Origin of the sequence: Nonomuraea sp. NPDC049141, from assembly GCF_040648415.1 — a bacterium.
Classification (GTDB): Bacteria; Actinomycetota; Actinomycetes; order Streptosporangiales; family Streptosporangiaceae; genus Nonomuraea.
The window spans coordinates 40,578-57,442 of sequence record NZ_JBEZDR010000040.1; the positions used below are offsets into that span (position 1 = coordinate 40,578).

General features: G+C 71.7%; 18 protein-coding genes and 1 pseudogene. 11 read left to right on the forward strand and 8 right to left on the reverse strand.

All coding sequences use genetic code 11. The features are described from left to right. The first annotated feature begins 3 nt into the window (after positions 1 to 3). The 5 genes from AB0B91_RS61310 to ptsP are packed head-to-tail and all read left to right on the forward strand — an operon-like array spanning position 4 to position 3,664. The gene (locus AB0B91_RS61310; RefSeq protein WP_358341985.1) at positions 4 to 312 is read left to right on the forward strand and encodes a PTS lactose transporter subunit IIB; all 309 of its coding nucleotides are present in this window, start codon (positions 4 to 6) and stop codon (positions 310 to 312) included. Further along, positions 305 to 730 carry a PTS sugar transporter subunit IIA gene (locus AB0B91_RS61315; protein ID WP_358341988.1) on the forward strand — a complete coding sequence of 142 codons (426 nt, stop codon included), beginning with the start codon at positions 305 to 307 and terminating at the stop codon, positions 728 to 730. Before AB0B91_RS61310 ends, AB0B91_RS61315 begins: the two co-directional genes overlap by 8 nt. Further along, on the forward strand, positions 727 to 1,731 hold the full coding sequence (locus AB0B91_RS61320) for a zinc-dependent dehydrogenase (protein ID WP_358341991.1): 1,005 nt from the start codon (positions 727 to 729) through the stop codon (positions 1,729 to 1,731). Before AB0B91_RS61315 ends, AB0B91_RS61320 begins: the two co-directional genes overlap by 4 nt. A 12-nt stretch (positions 1,732 to 1,743) precedes the next feature. Continuing rightward, complete coding sequence (locus tag AB0B91_RS61325; protein WP_358341994.1) at positions 1,744 to 2,025, forward strand: HPr family phosphocarrier protein; 282 nt, start codon at positions 1,744 to 1,746, stop codon at positions 2,023 to 2,025. Beyond that, positions 2,018 to 3,664: a phosphoenolpyruvate--protein phosphotransferase gene (gene ptsP, locus AB0B91_RS61330; protein WP_358341997.1), complete on the forward strand. Its 1,647-nt coding sequence runs from the start codon at positions 2,018 to 2,020 to the stop codon at positions 3,662 to 3,664. Before AB0B91_RS61325 ends, ptsP begins: the two co-directional genes overlap by 8 nt. A 3-nt stretch (positions 3,665 to 3,667) precedes the next feature. Here ptsP and AB0B91_RS61335 read toward each other — a convergent pair whose 3' ends face one another. Further along, the gene (locus AB0B91_RS61335) at positions 3,668 to 4,702 is read right to left on the reverse strand and encodes an aldo/keto reductase (RefSeq protein WP_358342000.1); all 1,035 of its coding nucleotides are present in this window, start codon (positions 4,700 to 4,702) and stop codon (positions 3,668 to 3,670) included. 4 nt (positions 4,703 to 4,706) lie between these two features. Then, a complete protein-coding gene (locus tag AB0B91_RS61340) occupies positions 4,707 to 5,348 on the reverse strand; it encodes an SDR family oxidoreductase (RefSeq protein WP_358342002.1) in 642 nt (213 codons plus the stop codon). Positions 5,349 to 5,371: 23 nt separating this feature from the next. Here AB0B91_RS61340 and AB0B91_RS61345 point away from each other — a divergent pair, with 23 nt between their 5' ends. Beyond that, positions 5,372 to 6,064, forward strand: a complete 693-nt coding sequence (locus AB0B91_RS61345; RefSeq protein ID WP_358342005.1) for an HAD family hydrolase — start codon at positions 5,372 to 5,374, stop codon at positions 6,062 to 6,064. A gap of 67 nt (positions 6,065 to 6,131) precedes the next feature. Continuing rightward, a complete protein-coding gene (gndA, locus tag AB0B91_RS61350) occupies positions 6,132 to 7,556 on the forward strand; it encodes an NADP-dependent phosphogluconate dehydrogenase (RefSeq protein WP_358342008.1) in 1,425 nt (474 codons plus the stop codon). A gap of 46 nt (positions 7,557 to 7,602) precedes the next feature. On the opposite strand, the gene AB0B91_RS61355 is transcribed toward gndA, so the two are convergent. Then, positions 7,603 to 8,373, reverse strand: coding sequence for a thioesterase family protein (locus AB0B91_RS61355; RefSeq protein WP_358342010.1), 771 nt, complete (start codon positions 8,371 to 8,373; stop codon positions 7,603 to 7,605). Positions 8,374 to 8,384: 11 nt separating this feature from the next. Then, on the reverse strand, positions 8,385 to 9,326 hold the full coding sequence (locus tag AB0B91_RS61360; RefSeq protein ID WP_358342012.1) for a YafY family protein: 942 nt from the start codon (positions 9,324 to 9,326) through the stop codon (positions 8,385 to 8,387). Between the two features lie 50 nt (positions 9,327 to 9,376). Between AB0B91_RS61360 and AB0B91_RS61365 the strand changes: the two genes are divergently transcribed. Further along, positions 9,377 to 10,459, forward strand: coding sequence for an epoxide hydrolase (locus tag AB0B91_RS61365; protein WP_358342015.1), 1,083 nt, complete (start codon positions 9,377 to 9,379; stop codon positions 10,457 to 10,459). 125 nt (positions 10,460 to 10,584) lie between these two features. Here AB0B91_RS61365 and AB0B91_RS61370 read toward each other — a convergent pair whose 3' ends face one another. Continuing rightward, complete coding sequence (locus AB0B91_RS61370) at positions 10,585 to 10,944, reverse strand: VOC family protein (RefSeq protein ID WP_358342017.1); 360 nt, start codon at positions 10,942 to 10,944, stop codon at positions 10,585 to 10,587. A gap of 166 nt (positions 10,945 to 11,110) precedes the next feature. On the opposite strand from AB0B91_RS61370, the gene AB0B91_RS61375 reads away from it, so the two are divergent. From AB0B91_RS61375 to AB0B91_RS61385, 3 genes are all read left to right on the forward strand, one after another. Then, positions 11,111 to 11,926: a helix-turn-helix domain-containing protein gene (locus AB0B91_RS61375; protein WP_358342020.1), complete on the forward strand. Its 816-nt coding sequence runs from the start codon at positions 11,111 to 11,113 to the stop codon at positions 11,924 to 11,926. Between the two features lie 193 nt (positions 11,927 to 12,119). Next, entirely contained in the window at positions 12,120 to 12,551 is a 432-nt protein-coding gene (locus tag AB0B91_RS61380; RefSeq protein WP_358342029.1) for a type II toxin-antitoxin system PemK/MazF family toxin, read from the forward strand. A 69-nt stretch (positions 12,552 to 12,620) separates the two neighbouring features. Then, positions 12,621 to 13,865, forward strand: a complete 1,245-nt coding sequence (locus AB0B91_RS61385) for an FAD-dependent oxidoreductase (protein ID WP_358342021.1) — start codon at positions 12,621 to 12,623, stop codon at positions 13,863 to 13,865. Positions 13,866 to 13,883: 18 nt separating this feature from the next. Here AB0B91_RS61385 and AB0B91_RS61390 read toward each other — a convergent pair whose 3' ends face one another. The 3 genes and pseudogenes from AB0B91_RS61390 to AB0B91_RS61400 form a co-directional block, all read right to left on the reverse strand. Continuing rightward, complete coding sequence (locus AB0B91_RS61390) at positions 13,884 to 15,794, reverse strand: hypothetical protein (protein ID WP_358342024.1); 1,911 nt, start codon at positions 15,792 to 15,794, stop codon at positions 13,884 to 13,886. 60 nt (positions 15,795 to 15,854) lie between these two features. Next, entirely contained in the window at positions 15,855 to 16,304 is a 450-nt protein-coding gene (locus tag AB0B91_RS61395) for a DUF3459 domain-containing protein (protein WP_358342032.1), read from the reverse strand. A gap of 90 nt (positions 16,305 to 16,394) precedes the next feature. Beyond that, positions 16,395 to 16,748 (reverse strand): annotated as a pseudogene (locus AB0B91_RS61400) (alpha-amylase family glycosyl hydrolase); the annotation flags it as partial. Positions 16,749 to 16,865 lie beyond the last annotated feature (117 nt).

Consider the following 16,865-nt stretch of genomic DNA (forward strand, 5'->3'; position numbering starts at 1 on the left):
CCCATGGCCAGCATCGACAGCAAGGACATTCACAAGATCATCGTGGCCTGCGACGCGGGCATGGGCAGCAGCGTCATGCTCGCCAGCCAGTTGCGCAAGCAGCTCAAGAACACCGGCGTCACCGTGGAGCACACCCCGGTGAACGAGATCCCGGCCGACGCCGACGTGGTGGTCTGCCACTCCGGGCTGGCCGCCAGGGCCCGGGCCTCGGCGCCGGACAAGGTGCTGGTGCCGTTCCAGATCTTCCTCGGCGACCCGGCAGTGACGAAGCTGGTCGCCACCATCAAGAACGGCGGCACGGTCGATGCGTGACGACCTGCTCGATCCACGCGCCGTACTCCTGCACGAGCGCGCGGCCGACCGGGACGAGGCGATCAGGAGGTGCGGGCGCGCCCTGGTGGACGTGGGCGCGGTCGCCGAGCCGTACATCGAGGCCATGCTCGAACGCGAACAGACCATCTCCACGTACGTCGGCGAGGGCGTGGCCATCCCGCACGGCACCGCGGCGGCCAAGGAGGTCGTCCTGCACGACGCGATCTGCGTCGTGCGCTTCCCGGACGGCGTCGACTGGGGCGGCGAGCCCGTCACCCTCTGCGTCGGCATCGCCGCGAAGGACAACGGGCACGTGCAGCTGCTGGCGGCGCTCGCCGACATCCTGCTCGACCCCGAACGCGCCAGGACACTCCGCGAGGCGACGGAGGTCGGCCAAGTGATGAAGGAGCTGACGTGAAAGTCGCCCGATTCCACGCCCCAGGGGACATCCGCGTGGAGGACGCGCCGGAGCCGGTCGCCGGTCCCGGCGAGCTGAAGATCCGGGTACGCAACTGCTCGACCTGCGGCACCGACGTGAAGATCTTCAAGCACGGCCACCACCACATCCGCCCGCCCCGCGTGATGGGCCACGAGATCGCCGGCGAGGTCGTCGGCACGGGCGAACGCGTCCAGGTGATCGCGGCGATCCCGTGCGGCACCTGCGAGGAGTGCCGCCGCGGCCGCCGCACCGTCTGCCCGAACCAGGAGTCGATGGGTTACCACTACGACGGCGGTTTCGCCGAGTACATGGTGATCCCGGCGAAGGTACGGGCCGTGGACGGCGTCAATGTCATCCCGCCCGGCGTCGGGTTCGCCGAGGCGTCGGTGGCCGAGCCGCTCGCCTGCGTGCTGAACGGCCAGTCGCTGGCCCGGGTCGGCGCGGGCGACGACGTGGTCGTCATGGGCGCGGGCCCGATCGGCTGCCTGCACGTGCGGCTGGCCCGGGCACGGGGGGCCGCGCGGGTGTTCCTGGTCGACGTGAACGCCGAGCGGCTCGCGATGGCGGCGGATCTGGTCCGCCCGGACGCGGTCGTCGACACCGACGCGGTGGACCAGGTGCTCAAGCTGACCGGTGGCCGCGGCGCCGACGTGGTGATCACCGCGGCCGCGTCCGGCGCGGCCCAGGAGCAGGCCCTGCGGATGGCGGCCCGCCAGGCCCGGATCAGCTTCTTCGGCGGCCTGCCCAAGGACGCCCCGATCATCGCCCTGGACTCGAACCTGGTGCACTACCGCGAGCTGACCATCGTCGGCGCGAACGGCTCCAGCCCCGCGCACAACGCCGAGGCGCTCCGGCTGATCGCCGAGGGTCTGGTGCCGGTGGCGGACCTGATCACCCATCGGCTGCCGCTCTCCCAGGTGCTCGACGGGATCGACCTCGTCAGCCGGGGCGCGGCCATCAAGGTCACGATCGAGCCCTGAGGGGGGTTTGTGATGGCACAACGTACGGTGACGGTGGCATCGGCGAGCGGTCTGCACGCGCGGCCCGCGAAGCTGTTCGTCCAGGAGGCGGTGCGGCTGGGGGTGCCGGTGCGGATCCGGGTGGGCGAGAAGTCGGTCCCCGCGAACAGCATGCTGGGCGTCCTGTCACTCGGCGCCACCAAGGGCACCGAGGTTACCCTGGAGTCGGACGCGCCGGACGCGGACGCGGCGCTGGACACCCTGGTGGCCCTGCTCGCCCAGGACCTCGACGCGGAAGAGGCCCTCGATGGCTGACCCCACCCAGCCTGCCCCGCCGGGCGCCGGGCTGGCGGGGCTGGGGGTGAGTCAGGGGCGGGCCGCGGGGCCGGTGGTGCGCATGGCGCCGCCGCCCGTACTGCCCGACCCCCGGCAGGTCGCCGATCCGGGCGCGGAGGCCGCGATGGTGGTGAAGGCGCTGGAGTCGGTCACCGCGGACCTGCGGCAACGCGCCGCCACCGCCGCGCGGGACGCGAGAGGCGGCGACAACGCGGCCCCAGCGGGAGACGACGCGGCGGAGATTCTCGACGCGCTCGCCATGATCGCCGACGACCCGATGCTGCGCGAGGACGCCGAGGCCGCCGTCCACGGCGGTCTGGACGCCCCGCACGCCCTCGACACAGCCTTCACCCACCACCGCGACACGCTGGCCGCGCTGGGCGGCTACCTCGCGGAACGCGCCGCCGACCTGGACGATCTCAAACACCGCGCCATCGCCGCCTGCCTGGGCTTGCCGATGCCCGGCATCCCCGCCCCCGGCCACCCGTACGTCCTGGTGGCCGAGGACCTCTCCCCCGCCGACACAGCGGGGCTGGGCACGGACGTGGTGGCGCTGGTGACCGAGAAGGGCGGCCCGACCAGCCACACCGCGATCCTGGCACGTGGCCGCGGCCTGCCCGCCGTGGTCGCCTGCGCGGGCATCACCGCCCTGGCCGACGGCACGGTCATCTCGGTCGACGGCAAGACGGGCCAGATCGGCGTCGGCCTGACCGACGAGGCCGTGGCCGAGCTCCGCCGGAACGACCGCGAGGAGCGCGACCGCCTGGCGAAGAGCAGCGGCCCGGGCAGGACGGCCGACGGCCACCCGGTCAAGCTGCTGCTCAACATCGGCTCGGCCGCCGACCTCCGGCCGGGCGCGGAAGGAGTCGGACTGTTCAGGACCGAGTTCCTGTTCCTGGACCGCAAGCAGGCCCCGTCGTTCGAGGAGCAGGTGGCCGCCTACGCCGAGGTGTTCGCGCGGGCCGAGATGGTCGTGGTGCGCACGCTCGACGCGGGCACGGACAAGCCGCTGCCGTTCCTCGGTCTGCCCCCGGAGCCGAACCCGGCGCTCGGCATCCGGGGTCTGCGGGTGGACCGCGTGCTGCCTGACGTACTGGACACGCAACTCGACGCGATAGCGGAGGCGGCCCGCATGACGAGCGCCGACGCGTGGGTGATGGCCCCGATGGTCACCACCCCGGCCGAGGCCGCCGCATTCGCCCGCCGGGCCCGCGCCCGGGGTCTGACACGGGTCGGTGCGATGGTCGAGGTGCCCGCCGCCGCCCTGCTGGCCGACCGGCTGCTGGAGGAGGTGGACTTCCTCAGCATCGGCACCAACGACCTCAGCCAGTACACGTTCGCGGCCGACCGTCAGCACCCCGGCCTGGCCGACCTCCTGGACCCGTGGCAACCCGCCCTGCTGAAGCTCATTGCCTTCTGCGCGGACGCGGGCCGCGCCGCCGGCAAGCCGGTCGGCGTCTGCGGCGAGGCCGCCGGAGACCCCCAGCTCGCTCCGGTACTGGTGGGGTTGGGGGTGACGAGCCTGTCCATGGCGGCGGTGTGCGTGCCGTCCGTACGCGAAGAGCTGTCCCGGCACGCCCTGGAGGACTGCCGGAAGCTCGCCGCGCAGGCCCGGTGACGGTCAGGGGCGCCGGCGGAGGGTCGCGTCGGACAGCTCCGGAGGCTGCCAGCCCTCGTCGCCGGGGTTGATGGTGACACCCGGTGACACGATGGCGTCGATCCTGTCGAGCACGTCGTCGCTGAGCCGCACGTCGGTGGCGGTGAGCTGGCTCTCCAGGTGTTCCATCGTGCGCGGGCCGATGATGGCCGAGGTGACCGCCGGGTGCCTGATCGTGAACGCCAGGGACAGCTCGATCAGCGTGAGCCCGGCCTCCTCGGCCAGCACGGCGAGCTGTTCGACGGCGTCGAGCTTGCGCTGGTTGGCCTCCAGCTTCATGTCGTAGCGGGCGGGCAGCCGGGCGGCCCTGCGGCTCTCGGGCTGCTCCTGGCCCTTGCGGTAGCGGCCGGTCAGCCAGCCGCCCGCCAGCGGGCTCCAGACGATGGCGCCCATGCCGTACTTCTGGACGGTGGGCAGCAGGCTGGCCTCGATGCCGCGGGCGAGCAGGGAGTACGGGGGCTGTTCGCAGACGAAGCGTTCGAGGTTGCGCCGCTCGGCCGCCCACTGGGCCTCGACCACGCGGTGCGCGGGGAAGGTGGAGCTGCCGAGGTAGCGGACCTTGCCCTGCCGGACGAGGTCGGTGAGGGCGCCGAGCGTCTCCTCGATGTCGGTGGCGGGGTCGGGGCGGTGGATCTGGTAGAGATCGATCCAGTCGGTGCCGAGGCGGCGCAGGCTGTTCTCGACGGCCTGGAAGATCCAGCGCCGCGAGTTGCCGCCCTCGTTGGGGCCCTCGCCCATGGCGCCGTGACACTTGGTGGCCAGGACGACCTCGTCACGCCTGCCCGACTTGGCAAGGGCCCGGCCGACGAACTCCTCCGACTCGCCCCGCGAGTAGACGTCGGCGGTGTCGATGAAGTTGATGCCCGAGTCGAGGGCGCGGTCGATGATGCGGGCCGATTCGTCGGCCGACTCCTCGCCGAACCCGCCGAACATCATCGCGCCGAGACACAGGGGACTGACTTTGAGACCGGTACGTCCAAGAATGCGATATTCCGTCATTCCCTCACTCTTGCATGACGGCCTCGTCGATCGGCGCATCACCGGAGACGAGTTCCAGCACCTGCCGGACGCGCGCCCCGGTGGACAGCAGCGCCACGATGACGGCCGCCACGTCGTCGCGCGGGACGGTGCCGCGAGGAACCGAGGGCGCCAGAAGTACCCGGCCCGTGCCGGGGTCGTCGGTCAGCCCGCCGGGGCGCAGGATCGTCCAGTCGAGGTCGCGGCGCCGCAGGTCGTTCTCCGCCTCGGTCTTGGCCTGGATGTAGGCCGCCCACACCTCGTCGCCGCCCGGCCTGGGCGGCTGCCCCGCGCCCATCGAGGAGATCTGCACGAACCGCCGCACGCCCGCCCGCTCGGCGGCGTCGGCCAGCAGGACGGAGGCGCCCTTGTCGACGGTGTCCTTGCGGGCGACGCCGCTGCCGGGGCCCGCACCGGCGGCGAACACGACGGCTTCGGCGCCTTGGAGCACCTCCGCCACCTCCTCGATCCCGGCCTGTTCCAGGTCGCACAGCACGGCCGCCGCTCCGGTGGCCTCGACGTCGGACAGGTGCGCGGGGTTGCGTACCAGGCCCACCGCCCCGGCTCCGAGCAGCCGCTCCAGCCGCAGTGCGATCTGGCCGTGGCCGCCCGCGATGATGACGTTCATGCCGGTCATGGTGTCATGGAGCCATGACGGAGTTCCCGCACGCACCCACACCGGCGTTTCTCTTCGACCTCGACGGCACCTTGATCGACAGTGTCTACCAGCATGTCATCGCCTGGCGGCAGGCGCTGTCCGGGCTGGGCATCGACCTGTCGGTATGGCGTATCCACCGCCGCATCGGGATGAGCGGTGGCCTGTTCGTGAGCGCGCTGCTGCGCGAGACGGGGCTGAAGCTGACGGCCGAGCAGATCGACGAGTTGCAGACGATCCACGGTGACGCCTACATGGAGCAGATCGACTCCGTCCGGCCGCTGCCGGGCGCCGCCGAGCTGCTGAGCGAGCTGTCCGCGCGGGGCGTCCCGTGGGCGATCGCGACCAGTGGTTACGCGCGTACGGCCCGGCTGGCGCTGGGCATGCTGGGCCTGCCGGAGGACACTCCGATGGTCACCCGCGACATGGTGCGCAGGGCCAAGCCGGACCCCGACCTGTTCCTGGCCGGGGCGGCGCTGCTGAACGTGGATGTGCGGCATGCGATGGTGGTAGGAGACAGCGTCTGGGACCTGCTCGCCGCCCGCCGCGCGGGCGCGCTCGGGATCGGGGTGCTGTCCGGCGGATACGGCCGGGAAGAGCTGGAGCGCACGGGTGCCTTCCGTGTCTACTCCGATCCCGCCGACATGCTGCATCGGCTCGACGAGCTGGGCGTACGCCAAAGCGACTGAAAAAATCGGAATATCCAGCCGAACCTCGACCGCTGGATCATGCGTATCCCCCACAGAGGAGCTTGATATGGACTTGGCAGACATCGGTGTCACCGGCCTGGCGGTCATGGGCAGGAACCTGGCGAGGAACCTGGCGAGGCACGGATACGCGGTAGCCGTGCACAATCGCTCGGCCGGCCGTACGCAGCAGCTCGTCAAGGAGTTCGCCGGGGAGGGCACGTTCGTACCGTCGGAGGAGCTGGCGGGCTTCGTGGCCTCGCTGAAGCGACCGCGACGGGCGATCATCATGGTGAAGGCGGGCGCGGGCACCGACGCGGTGATCGACCAGCTCGCCGAGCTCATGGAGCCGGGCGACATGATCGTCGACGGCGGCAACGCGCACTTCGCCGACACCCGGCGGCGCGAGGCGGCGCTGCGCGACAAGGGGATCCACTTCGTCGGCACCGGCATCTCCGGCGGTGAGGAGGGCGCGCTGAACGGCCCGAGCATCATGCCCGGCGGCTCCAAGGAGTCGTGGGACGCGCTCGGCCCGATTCTTCAGGACATCTCGGCCAAGGTCGACGGCGTCCCCTGCGCGGTGCACGTGGGCCCCGACGGCGCCGGACATTTCGTCAAGATGGTGCACAACGGCATCGAGTACTCCGACATGCAGCTCATCGCCGAGTCCTACGACCTGCTGCGCCAGGCGCTCGGCGCCACTCCGGCCGAGCTGGCGCAGGTGTTCCGCGAGTGGAACCAGGGCGAGCTGGAGTCCTACCTGATCGAGATCACCGCCGAGGTGCTCGACCAGGTGGACGTGGCCACCGGCAAGCCGTTCATCGACATCGTGGTCGACCAGGCCGAGCAGAAGGGCACCGGCCGCTGGACCGTGCAGAGCGCGCTCGACCTGGGCGTTCCGGTGACGGGCATCGCCGAGGCGGTGTTCGCCCGCGCGCTGTCGGGCCACCCGGAGCAGCGCGCCGCCGCCGCGTCGCTGGAGGGGCCGAAGCTGTCGGGCGTCGGCGGGCGCGAGCTGATCGAGGACGTACGGCAGGCCCTGTACGCCTCCAAGATCGTCGCCTACGCGCAGGGCTTCGACCAGATGGCCGCCGCCTCCAAGGAGTACGGCTGGGACCTGGAGCTGGGCGCCATGGCCACGATCTGGCGAGGCGGCTGCATCATCAGGGCCCGCTTCCTCGACCGGATCCGCGCCGCCTATGACGCCGACCCCACACTGCCGACGCTGCTGGCCGACCCGACGTTCGCGGCGGCGGTGAACGTGGCGCAGGAGTCGTGGCGGCGCGTGGTGACCACCGCGGTGCAGATCGGCGTGCCGACGCCGGGCTTCTCCTCGGCGCTGGCCTACTACGACGGGCTGCGGCGTGACCGGCTGCCCGCCGCGCTGATCCAGGGGCTGCGCGACTTCTTCGGCGCGCACACCTACCACCGGGTGGACCGGGACGGCGCCTACCACACCGACTGGTCCGGCGACCGCGCCGAGCGCCCCGCGTAGTTCTCGTCAGCGGCCGTCTTTCAACGGCTGTGTTCAACGGCTGTGTTTAACGGCTGCGGAAGGTGGCCGGGTTGGCCACTGCGGTCACGAGGCAGAAGCCGATCGGCCCGGTGGCGTCGTGCAGGGTGCACTGCCCTGTGGCGACGCCGCCGTGGCTGAGATGCCCGGTCGCCTCCACGCCGATCAGCTCCCCCTCGGGAACCCGGCCGAGCGTGAGCGTGTAGTCGGCGTTGATGAAGTGCAGGCCACCGGTGTCGGCGTTGCTGAGCGGGCTGGCGAAATCAGCCGCGAGCGCCACCCTGGTGAACGGCGTGAGCGGCTCGTCGTCGACGAGTGGATGGGTCTCGCGCAGCCAGACCCGGTTCAGGCCCGGCTCGTTCCAGTCGGTCAGCCGCCACAGCTCGAACGGCGGCTCCCACGCCCCGCCCGCGACGGGCGGCCCCGATGGCGGCGGCTCGTCCCACGCGGGCGTGTCGTTCAGCTCGCCCTCCGGCTGCTCGCCCTCCCTGAGTAGTACGGCACTGGCCCGGCCGATCACGCCCTGGTCGGTGCGGATCGTCACGTCGGCCACCCGGATCCTGCGCCCGTCCCTGACCCGCGCCGTCTCGACGGTGACCGGGAGCAGCGGGCTGTTGCGGAACAGGTCGACGGTGAGCCGGGCGAACCGCAGGTCCGGCTCCCCGTGCTCCTGCTCGACGGCCATGGCCGCCAGGCCGCCGAGCAGGCGGCCGTGGAGCATGTCGGGCGACCAGGGGCCGCGGGCGTGCGGGGCGGGCACGAACTCGCCCCCCTTACGGGTGAAGAACGCTGACGTCACAGAATGAGATTCTAGAGGGTGGTGAGGCGCCGCCCGAGCGCGCGCATCCGTTCCTTGAGCTCGACCGGCTCCAGCACCTCGAAGTCGAGGTCGAGGAAGGCCACGACCACGGCGATCAGATGCAGGTCGTCGCCGCGCAGCGTGAGCACGCAGGTGTCGTCGCCGACCGGCTCGACCACGCCCGACGACGTACGGCTCGCGACCTGGTCGGCCGGGGCGTGCAGCAGGACGCGGGCCTGGATCGGCCACATCTCGTGACCCAGCCGGCGCTCGATCCAGGCCGCGACATCGCCGCCAGGCGGCTCGCGCGGCGTGAAGCGGGGGCCGTTCGGCGTGCGGAGGCGCAGGCGGTCGGCGCGATAGACGCGCCAGTCCTGCCGGTCGACGTCCCAGCCGACCAGGTACCAGCGGCGCGACCAGTTGACCAGCGTGAGCGGCTCGGCCCTGCGCTCCGTGGTGGCGCCGTCGTGACCGGTGTAGTCGAAGCGGAGCTGCTCGTGGTCGCGGCAGGCGGCGGTCACGGCGATCAGCACGTCGGAGGCGACGGTCGGGCCCTCGCGGGTGATCGGGACGGTGTGGGTCTGCAGCGCGTTGACCCGGTGGCGCAGCCTGGCGGGCAACACCTGCTCCAGCTTGGCCAGCGCGCGCAGGGAGGTCTCCTCGATGCCCGTCACCGTGCCGCCCGCGGCCGTACGCAGGCCCACCGCGACGGCCACCGCCTCGTCGTCGTCCAGCAGCAGTGGCGGCAGCTCGGCGCCCGCGCCCAGCCGGTAGCCGCCGGAGACGCCGGGCGTGGAGTGGACCGGGTAGCCGAGGCTGCGCAGCCGCTCGACGTCGCGACGCACGGTCCTGGCCGCGACGCCGAGCCGTTCGGCCAGGTCGGCGCTGGGCCAGTCGCGCCTCAGTTGCAGCAGGGACAGCAGACGGAGCAGCCTGGCGGAGGTGTCCAACACAGGCGCCATTGTGTCCTGATCCTGGCCACAATGCTGCCTAGCTTGGGGACATGGAGACCTTCGTCATCGATATCCCGCAGGCCGACTTGGACGATCTGGCGGAGCGGCTGCGCCGTACTCGCTGGCCCGACGCTCTGGAGGGGGTCGGCTGGTCGTACGGGGTGCCGCCGGAAGCGGTCCGCGAGCTGGCCGACTACTGGCTGGACGGCTATTCCTGGCGCGAGCACGAGGCCAGGCTGAACACGCTGCCGCAGTACACGACCGTGATCGACGGGCAACGCGTGCACTTCGCGCACCTGCGCTCCCCTCGCGAGGACGCGCTGCCGCTGTTGCTGACGCACGGGTGGCCCAGCACGTTCGCCGACTTCGCGCGCGTCATCGAACCCCTCAGCCGCGACTTCCACCTGGTCATCCCGTCGATCCCCGGCTTCGCCTTCTCGGGGCCGACGGCGGAGACCGGCTGGGGCGTGCGGCGCGTCGCCGCCGCCTGGGCGGAGCTGATGAGCAGGCTCGGCTATACGCGATACGGCACGCAGGGCGGCGACTTCGGCTCGCTGATCTCCCCCGAGGTCGCCCGGCTCGACCCCGAGCACGTCGTCGGGGTTCACCTGAACGCGCTCACGACGTTCGCCAACGACGATATGGCCGGGCTGACCGAGGCCGAGGTGGAGCGGGCCAAGGGGGTGGAGCGCTGGCACCGCCACTACTCCGGGTACGCCATGATCCAGAGCACCCGGCCGCAGACCCTGGCCTACGGCCTGGCCGACTCGCCCGCCGGCCAGCTCGCCTGGAACCTCGACGCGTACGCCTCCTGGGGCCAGGACGTCGGCGGCCTGTCGCGCGACGACATCCTGACCAACGTGACGATCTACTGGCTGACGGACACGGCGGGCTCCTCGGCGCGCCTCTACCGCGAGGGCTCTTCAGCCTGGGAGTTGCCCACCGAGCCGGGCAAGACGCCGACGGCCGTGGCGGTCTTCCCCGGCGACAGCTCGGTGCGCCGCTACGCCGAGGTGGTGCACAACGTGGTGCGCTGGTCGGAGTTTCCCTCCGGCGGCCACTACGCCGCGCTTCAGGCGCCCCTGCTGCTCGCGGCGGACATCAGGGACTTCTTCACAGCACTCAGTCCCTGATGTGATCGGGGTGCGGGTCCGCGTGTCAGACGAACCTCGTACGGCTGTCGCCCTCGTCGACGGCGTCGCACCGCTCGGCGTACGGCCGCTGGGGGGAGCGTCTCCTTGTGGGTGGAGGTAGTTGGTCAGCCACCTGCCGCGACGCAGAACGGATGCCCCTCAGGATCGGTGAGCACGGTCCAGTCGGCGCCACCGGGCTGGAACTCCGGTACGGCGGCGCCGAGCGCGACCAGCTCCTTGACGGCGGCCTCGACGTCGGCCACCTGGAGGTCGAGGTGGACGTGCTTGGCGTCATCGGGCCAGCCAGGGCTCCGGTAGCCGGGGACCCGCTGGAACGCCAGCCCGACGGGGCCGCCCTCGACGGTGGCGAAGTCGCTGTCGCTGTGGCTGATCCGGCCGCCGGTGGCCTTGGCGTAGAAATCGGCAAGGGTGGCCGGGTCCGCGCAATCGAAGATGACCGAAGAAATCGTGATGGTGGTTGTCATGGGTCCAGGGTGGGGCGAAGCGGGCGGCCGGGTCTTGAACATCCTTGCGCCGCCGCCGGGAGTTCCGTGCGCTGCCCGCCGGGGATTCCGCGCTCCCCGCTGGGGATTCCGTGCGCTGCCCGCGACGTCGGCGGGAATGTCGTAGCCGGAGCGTAGGGTGCGGCACGTGCGTTCAGCCGTCCGTCTCGGCATCGGGTCCGGGTTCTCCCTCGACGCGGTGACCTGCCACGACGATCATCGCGGGTGGTCACCGCCCGAAATGAGCTCCGCCTACCGGGTGGTGCTGGTCCGCCGCGGCCGCTTCCGCCGCAAGGCCGACGGGCGGGCCACCGTGGTGGATCCGACGATGGCCTACCTCGGCATTCCCGGCGAGGAGGAGCATTTCGCGCACCCGGCGGGCGGCGACGTGTGCACCTCCCTGTGCGTGTCGCCGGACCTGTGGCGCTCACTCGCGGGTGACGGCGCGGCACCGTCCCGCTCGACGATCTACGTGGACGCCCGGCTCGACCTGGCCCACCGCCGCTTCCTGGCCGCCGCCCGCACCGGCGACGCGGCTTTCGAGCTCGCCGAAGCCCTGCTGCCCCTCGTCTCCACCGCCCTGGCCCAGCTCGCGCCCCTGCCGATGCGGCGGGACGCCTCGGATGTGATCGTGGAGGCTGCCCGGGACGCCATCGCCGCAGGCCATCCCGCCGCCGACGGGCTTCTGCCGCTGGCCGAGTTCCTGGCGGTTTCGCCCTACCAGTTGAGCAGGGCGTTCACCCGGGAGCTCGGCGTATCGCTGACCCACTACCGCAACCGCGTGCGCGTCGGGCGGGCACTCGACCGCCTGGAGGGCGGCGCGGCGAACCTGGCGCTGCTGGCCGCCGAGCTGGGGTTCGCCGACCAGGCCCATCTGACCCGTACGGTCCGCCGGCACGCCGGCCGCACCCCCGCGGTGCTACGCCGCCTGCTCGCTCCGGGCGACCGGCCTCATGACCGTTGACATGTCCGTCACCATCGCCGCGCCGCCCGCAACGGTGTGGCACACGCTCACGGACCCGGTGGCGCGCGAAGTGGCCGGACTCGACGTGGTGGCGGGCGGCAAGCTCGAAGAACTCTGGACCGACGAGACCGGCGGCTCGGTGGTCCCGCACAGGATTCGATCAACGACAGCCCCGTGGCGTAAGCTCCCACGCGTGCGTGATTCAGCTGAGGACCCCCGGCCCGCCCGCGGCGCGGTACAGGAGATCTACTCGCTCGACCGGGCCGCGACGCTGTCCTACTCCCCCGACCTCGACGGGCTGGCCGATCCCGGCGAGATCGTCTGGGCCTGGGTGCCGTACGAGGAGGACCCGGAGCGCGGCAAGGACCGGCCGCTGCTGGTCGTGGGCCGCACCGGCCGCCGACTGCTGGGCATGATGCTGTCCAGCCAGGGCGACGACGGCCCCGACTGGCTGGAGATCGGCGTGTGGGGGCGCGACGGCAAGACGTCCTACCTGCGGCTGGACCGCGTCTTCGTCCTGGACGAGGACGACATCAGGCGCGAGGGAGCGGTGCTCGACGGCCACCGCTTCGCCCGGGTGGCGAGCCATCTCATGAAGGCGCACGGCTGGTCCGCCGGCGGCTGACCTCCCGCAGTTCTGAACGCGATCCGGACGCGCTCCTCGCGACGCCGTCCCGGCTGCGATCATGGGAACATGCGTGTTGCGGTGATCGGTAGCGGAATCGTCGGAGCGTCCGCGGCCTGGTGGCTGAGCGGGCGCGGGGTGTCCGTGACGGTGGTGGACGGGGCCTTCAGCGGGCGGGCGACGGAGGCGGGCGCGGGGATCGTGTGCCCGTGGGTGGACCATGCCGAGGACGACGCCTGGTACGCGCTGGCGCGTGAGGGTGCTCGCCGCTATCCGGAGCTGGTGTCGGCGCTGGGCGCGGACATCGGATACGCGCGGGTGGGGGCGCTGCTGGTGGCCCGGGACCCGGCCGAACTGGAGCCGGTGCGCGCCCTCCTGCTGCGCCGCCGTCCGGAGGCGCCGGAAATGGGCGACATCACGGACGTGGCGGCTCCGTCGGCGCTGTTTCCGCCGCTCAGCCCGGAGCTGAGCGCGATCCATGTGCCGGGGGCCGCCCGGGTGGACGGGCGGGCCGTACGTGACGCCCTCCTCCACGCCGCCGTCCGCCGGGGCACCGAGCTCCGTACGGGGACCGCGACCCTCACCCCCGACGGCGCGGTGCGCCTCCACACCACCACCGGCTCCCCCGGCCCGAAGCCGCATACGGGGACGCCGGTCGGAGAGACGCCGGTCAAGGAGCTCAGGGCGCCGACTCGGGGAGACGACGTGCCGACCGAGAGGCTTGGGGCGCCGACCCAGGAAGACGAGGTGCCGACCGAGAGGCTCAGCGCTCCGGCCCAGGAAGACGGGGTGCGGGTGGAGGCCGATGCGGTGATCGTGGCCGCCGGGGCCTGGAGTGGGGAGGTGTGCCGGGCGCTGGGGGTGGAGCTCCCGGTGTTCCCCAGGCGCGGGCAGATCGTGCATGCCGCCCTCGACGGCGTGGACACCGCCTCCTGGCCGATCGTGCTGCCGCGGAGCGGACCGTACCTGCTGGGGTTCCCCGGCTCGCGGCTGGTCGTCGGCGCGACCGTGGAGGACGCCGGGTTCTCGCCGTACGTCACCGTCGGCGGGATCCACGAGGTGCTGGCGGCGGGCCTGCGGGTGGCGCCCGGTCTGGACGGCGCGAGGGTGGTGGAGACCAGGGTGGGCCTGCGGCCGGTGCACGCGGCGGGCACGGCGCTCATCGAGCGGCTGACCGAGCGGGTGGTGGTGGCGACGGGCCTGGGCGCGTACGGCCTGACGGCGGGGCCGTTCACCGGCGAGATCGCCGCCGCGCTCGCACTGGGCGAGACCCCGCCCATCGACGTCCACCCTTACGCGCACACTCCAGCCTGAGCGCCGGCCGAAAGGGGGTCAGCGGACTGTCGGCTCGTACGAGCCGAGAGCCGGGTAACCGTCCTCCATCCAGGCGCACATCCGCCAGTTCAGCTGCCACAGTCGCTCGCGGTCGGTCGTGTAGAGGGCGTACGTCTCGGCGAAGAACTCCTTGTTGGAGCTCTGCCCGTACGCGGTGAACGGCACGAAGCCCACCCGGCGGGCGTAAGCCGCGAACCTCGCCAGCCTGAATCCAGGCGCCGCCAGCCCGGGAATGAGGGTATGGCGGCTCAGCAGTACCTCGGTGACCAGAACGACCTTGCGCTCCTGGGCGGGGAGCAGCGCGTCGAGGCCTCGGGCGGCGGTCATCGTGGGCTCCGCCGTGGCGAAGGCCGTCTTCTGGGCCTCCGCGTAGTGGCTGAGCAGCGCCTCGGCGTTCCCGGGCACGTCCGTTCTGAAGGCCTGCCAGCAGGCGTGCGCCGCTTCCGAGAAGGCGTCGTTGGCGGCGGTGTAGGCGCCGTAGGCGAGGGTCCAGGCGGTGAAGGCGGCGACGAAGGCGTCGGTGGTCGGCTGGGAGCGCAGGTACATGTCGAGCTGCTCGTAGGCGGTCCGCGGCTTGTCGCGGAGCCTGGCCAGTTCCCGGACGGCCTGCTCATGGGGGCACATGGTGACCACGTGGCCGATCTCGTGCAGGACGGTCGCGTCCCCGCCGGACCCGCTGTCTCCCGGCGGGCCACACGCCATTCGCGCCATTTGCTCAAAAATGACGTCATAGCAGTGCAGGTGCGGCGTCGGCTCGGCGGGCGGACCGTCGAGGTCGTCGCCGCCCATGCCGACGTGAGTCATACCGCCGTGGAAGCTGGCCACCTCGTCGGAGGTCAACGCGAAGTCGCGGATGAGCGACGTGCCGGTGAGCGCGCCGCGGTCGCCTGCCGGGATGCGGTCGAGCACGGAGGCGACCTGGCCGAGTTCGGCGGCGGTCCACTTCTTCTCGGCGCGTTTGGCGCCCGGTGGCCGATCGCCCACGCCGCCGAGCTGGAACGTCTGCTTGAGCGATGCCTTGCGCTCGTCCACGGTACGCGCCCGGGAGAACCACGCGGGCAGCGGCCGATCCACGCCGTCGCCGAGCCGCTCGGCACGCACGCGACCGTCGTGGTCAGTGATCAGCTCGTAGCGCGCGTACCCGCCCGGGACAGGGATGGTCAGCGGCCAGACGGCACCCCGAAGGTCGAGGGGCGCGCCCTTGAGCATCATCTGAGTCGTCCGCAGGATGGCGTATTGGACGGCGTCGCGCTCGTGTGCGGGCACGAAGGAGAGGTCTGTCGTGTACCCCTCCCCCTCGATGTCCCGGCTCACGTTCGCGTACGCCGCGGGCAGCCCGTACAGCGGCAGGACATACCGGTACAACGTCAGCCCCGGCCCGTTGCCACCCCCGAGCAGCAGCTGCACGACCCGGCGCGTCAGCACGGGAAGCGCGGTGTCCTGGTACACGTCCTGGCGAGTGAGCGCGCGTAACCTGACGACGCCGTCGGCGCAGGGGCGAACGGTGACCGCGCAGCGGCGCAGCCCGGCGAGTATGCGATCGCGGACCCGGTTGTCGGTGAGGCTCATGGCGGGCCATCTGTCGAGCAGCGCGAGCAGGTAGGCACCGAAGACGCGCTCCCAGCCGGCCCCCAGCGCGTCGCCGTCCTCCACGGTCAGGGCGACACCGGCCAGCTCCGCCGACGTGATCGGGCTGATCTCCAGCCATTGGCTGAGGAAGTCGCCGAACGTGAACGCGTCTTTGTCCTGGTCGTACGTGGTGCACGCGGCGACGAGCAGCGCGTCCATGGCTTTGAGGCGCTTCGTCCGGACCTGGCGATCGACAGCCACCCGGCTTCCGGCCAGGGCTTGCCGGACTTCGATCAGCTTGCTGAGCACCGCACGCGAATCGGACAGTCCTGGGTCCATGGATGGCTACCTCTCCCTCGCGGGAACGTTCCCGACGGTAACCTCCCGAGGTCTGGTTTCCTATGCCGTGACCGGAACCGGCCACTTGTCGGAAGTCACCGAGAAGAGGCGCGCCTCGAACGGTGCGAGGTCGACCGCGCCGGCCGGATGGTCTCGCTCATCGGCGGTCGCGTGCGACGACCACAGCGCCCGCCCGGTACCGCTGAAGGCGATTCTCTGATGACGCTCGGAAAGGTTCACCGCCACAAGAACCGCGTCTTCTCCGTCGCCGCGGAGGTAGGCGAGGTGGTCCGGGTGGTGGGAAAGCATGGTGATTCTGCCTCGGCGCAGGGCGGCCAGCTCTCGCCGGAGCATCAGGAGTTCTTTGACGCGGCACAGAACCGAGCGGGGGCTGAGTTCCTGGCTCTCGACGCTGAACTGTCCCGCCCACGACGGTATGGGGAGCCATGTCGCGACGTCATCGGGAGCGAATCCGGCATGCGCCGGCTTCTCGCGCCACGGCATGGGCATCCGCTGTGGGTCCCGGCCGAGCCCGAGGCCGGGCGCGCGTAGTTCGGCGCAGTCGCGGGCATGCCTGCCGTCGACCGGGGCGTCGGGCAGGCCGAGTTCGTCGCCGTAGTAGAGCGTCGGCGTGCCCTTGAGTGTGAGCAACAGGGCCAGTGCGCCGGGGACGCGGTCCGGTCCGATCCGGCTGGCGAGACGCGACCTGTCGTGGTTGCTCAGCACCCAGTTGGGGTGCGAGCCAGGCGGGAGCGCGCCGTAGTAGCGCTGGATGAGGTTCGCCAGGTCGATGCCGTTCCAGGGGGTGTCGATGAGGGAGAAGTTCATCGCGAGGTCCAGCCCCCGGCCACCGAGAGCGGCGACGCGTTCCAGCTTGAGATGGAGTTCGCCCATCAGCATCCGGTCGTCGTACTCCTCGGTGACCGCGTGCATCCGCGCGAGGAGCCCTGGGAGCTCGGGTTGGTCGGCGGTGTACTTGTCAGCTTCTCGGCCGTAAACGACCGAGCTTGCAGTTCCTCGCCGTCGATGGCTTCGACGGTCCGGTCCGCGTCAGGCAGCGTGACTCACTGC

What these genes read in the sequence shown, in the direction of transcription:
- AB0B91_RS61310 (WP_358341985.1), top strand. Translation starts at nt 4, where the DNA reads ATGGCCAGCATCGACAGCAAGGACATTCACAAGATCATCGTGGCCTGC.
- AB0B91_RS61325 (WP_358341994.1), top strand. Translation starts at nt 1,744, where the DNA reads ATGGCACAACGTACGGTGACGGTGGCATCGGCGAGCGGTCTGCACGCG.
- AB0B91_RS61365 (WP_358342015.1), top strand. Translation starts at nt 9,377, where the DNA reads ATGGAGACCTTCGTCATCGATATCCCGCAGGCCGACTTGGACGATCTG.
- AB0B91_RS61395 (WP_358342032.1), bottom strand. Translation starts at nt 16,304, where the DNA reads ATGCCCATGCCGTGGCGCGAGAAGCCGGCGCATGCCGGATTCGCTCCC.
- ptsP (WP_358341997.1), top strand. Translation starts at nt 2,018, where the DNA reads ATGGCTGACCCCACCCAGCCTGCCCCGCCGGGCGCCGGGCTGGCGGGG.
- AB0B91_RS61385 (WP_358342021.1), top strand. Translation starts at nt 12,621, where the DNA reads ATGCGTGTTGCGGTGATCGGTAGCGGAATCGTCGGAGCGTCCGCGGCC.
- gndA (WP_358342008.1), top strand. Translation starts at nt 6,132, where the DNA reads ATGGACTTGGCAGACATCGGTGTCACCGGCCTGGCGGTCATGGGCAGG.
- AB0B91_RS61340 (WP_358342002.1), bottom strand. Translation starts at nt 5,348, where the DNA reads ATGAACGTCATCATCGCGGGCGGCCACGGCCAGATCGCACTGCGGCTG.
- AB0B91_RS61370 (WP_358342017.1), bottom strand. Translation starts at nt 10,944, where the DNA reads ATGACAACCACCATCACGATTTCTTCGGTCATCTTCGATTGCGCGGAC.
- AB0B91_RS61345 (WP_358342005.1), top strand. Translation starts at nt 5,372, where the DNA reads ATGACGGAGTTCCCGCACGCACCCACACCGGCGTTTCTCTTCGACCTC.
- AB0B91_RS61390 (WP_358342024.1), bottom strand. Translation starts at nt 15,794, where the DNA reads ATGGACCCAGGACTGTCCGATTCGCGTGCGGTGCTCAGCAAGCTGATC.
- AB0B91_RS61315 (WP_358341988.1), top strand. Translation starts at nt 305, where the DNA reads ATGCGTGACGACCTGCTCGATCCACGCGCCGTACTCCTGCACGAGCGC.
- AB0B91_RS61335 (WP_358342000.1), bottom strand. Translation starts at nt 4,702, where the DNA reads ATGACGGAATATCGCATTCTTGGACGTACCGGTCTCAAAGTCAGTCCC.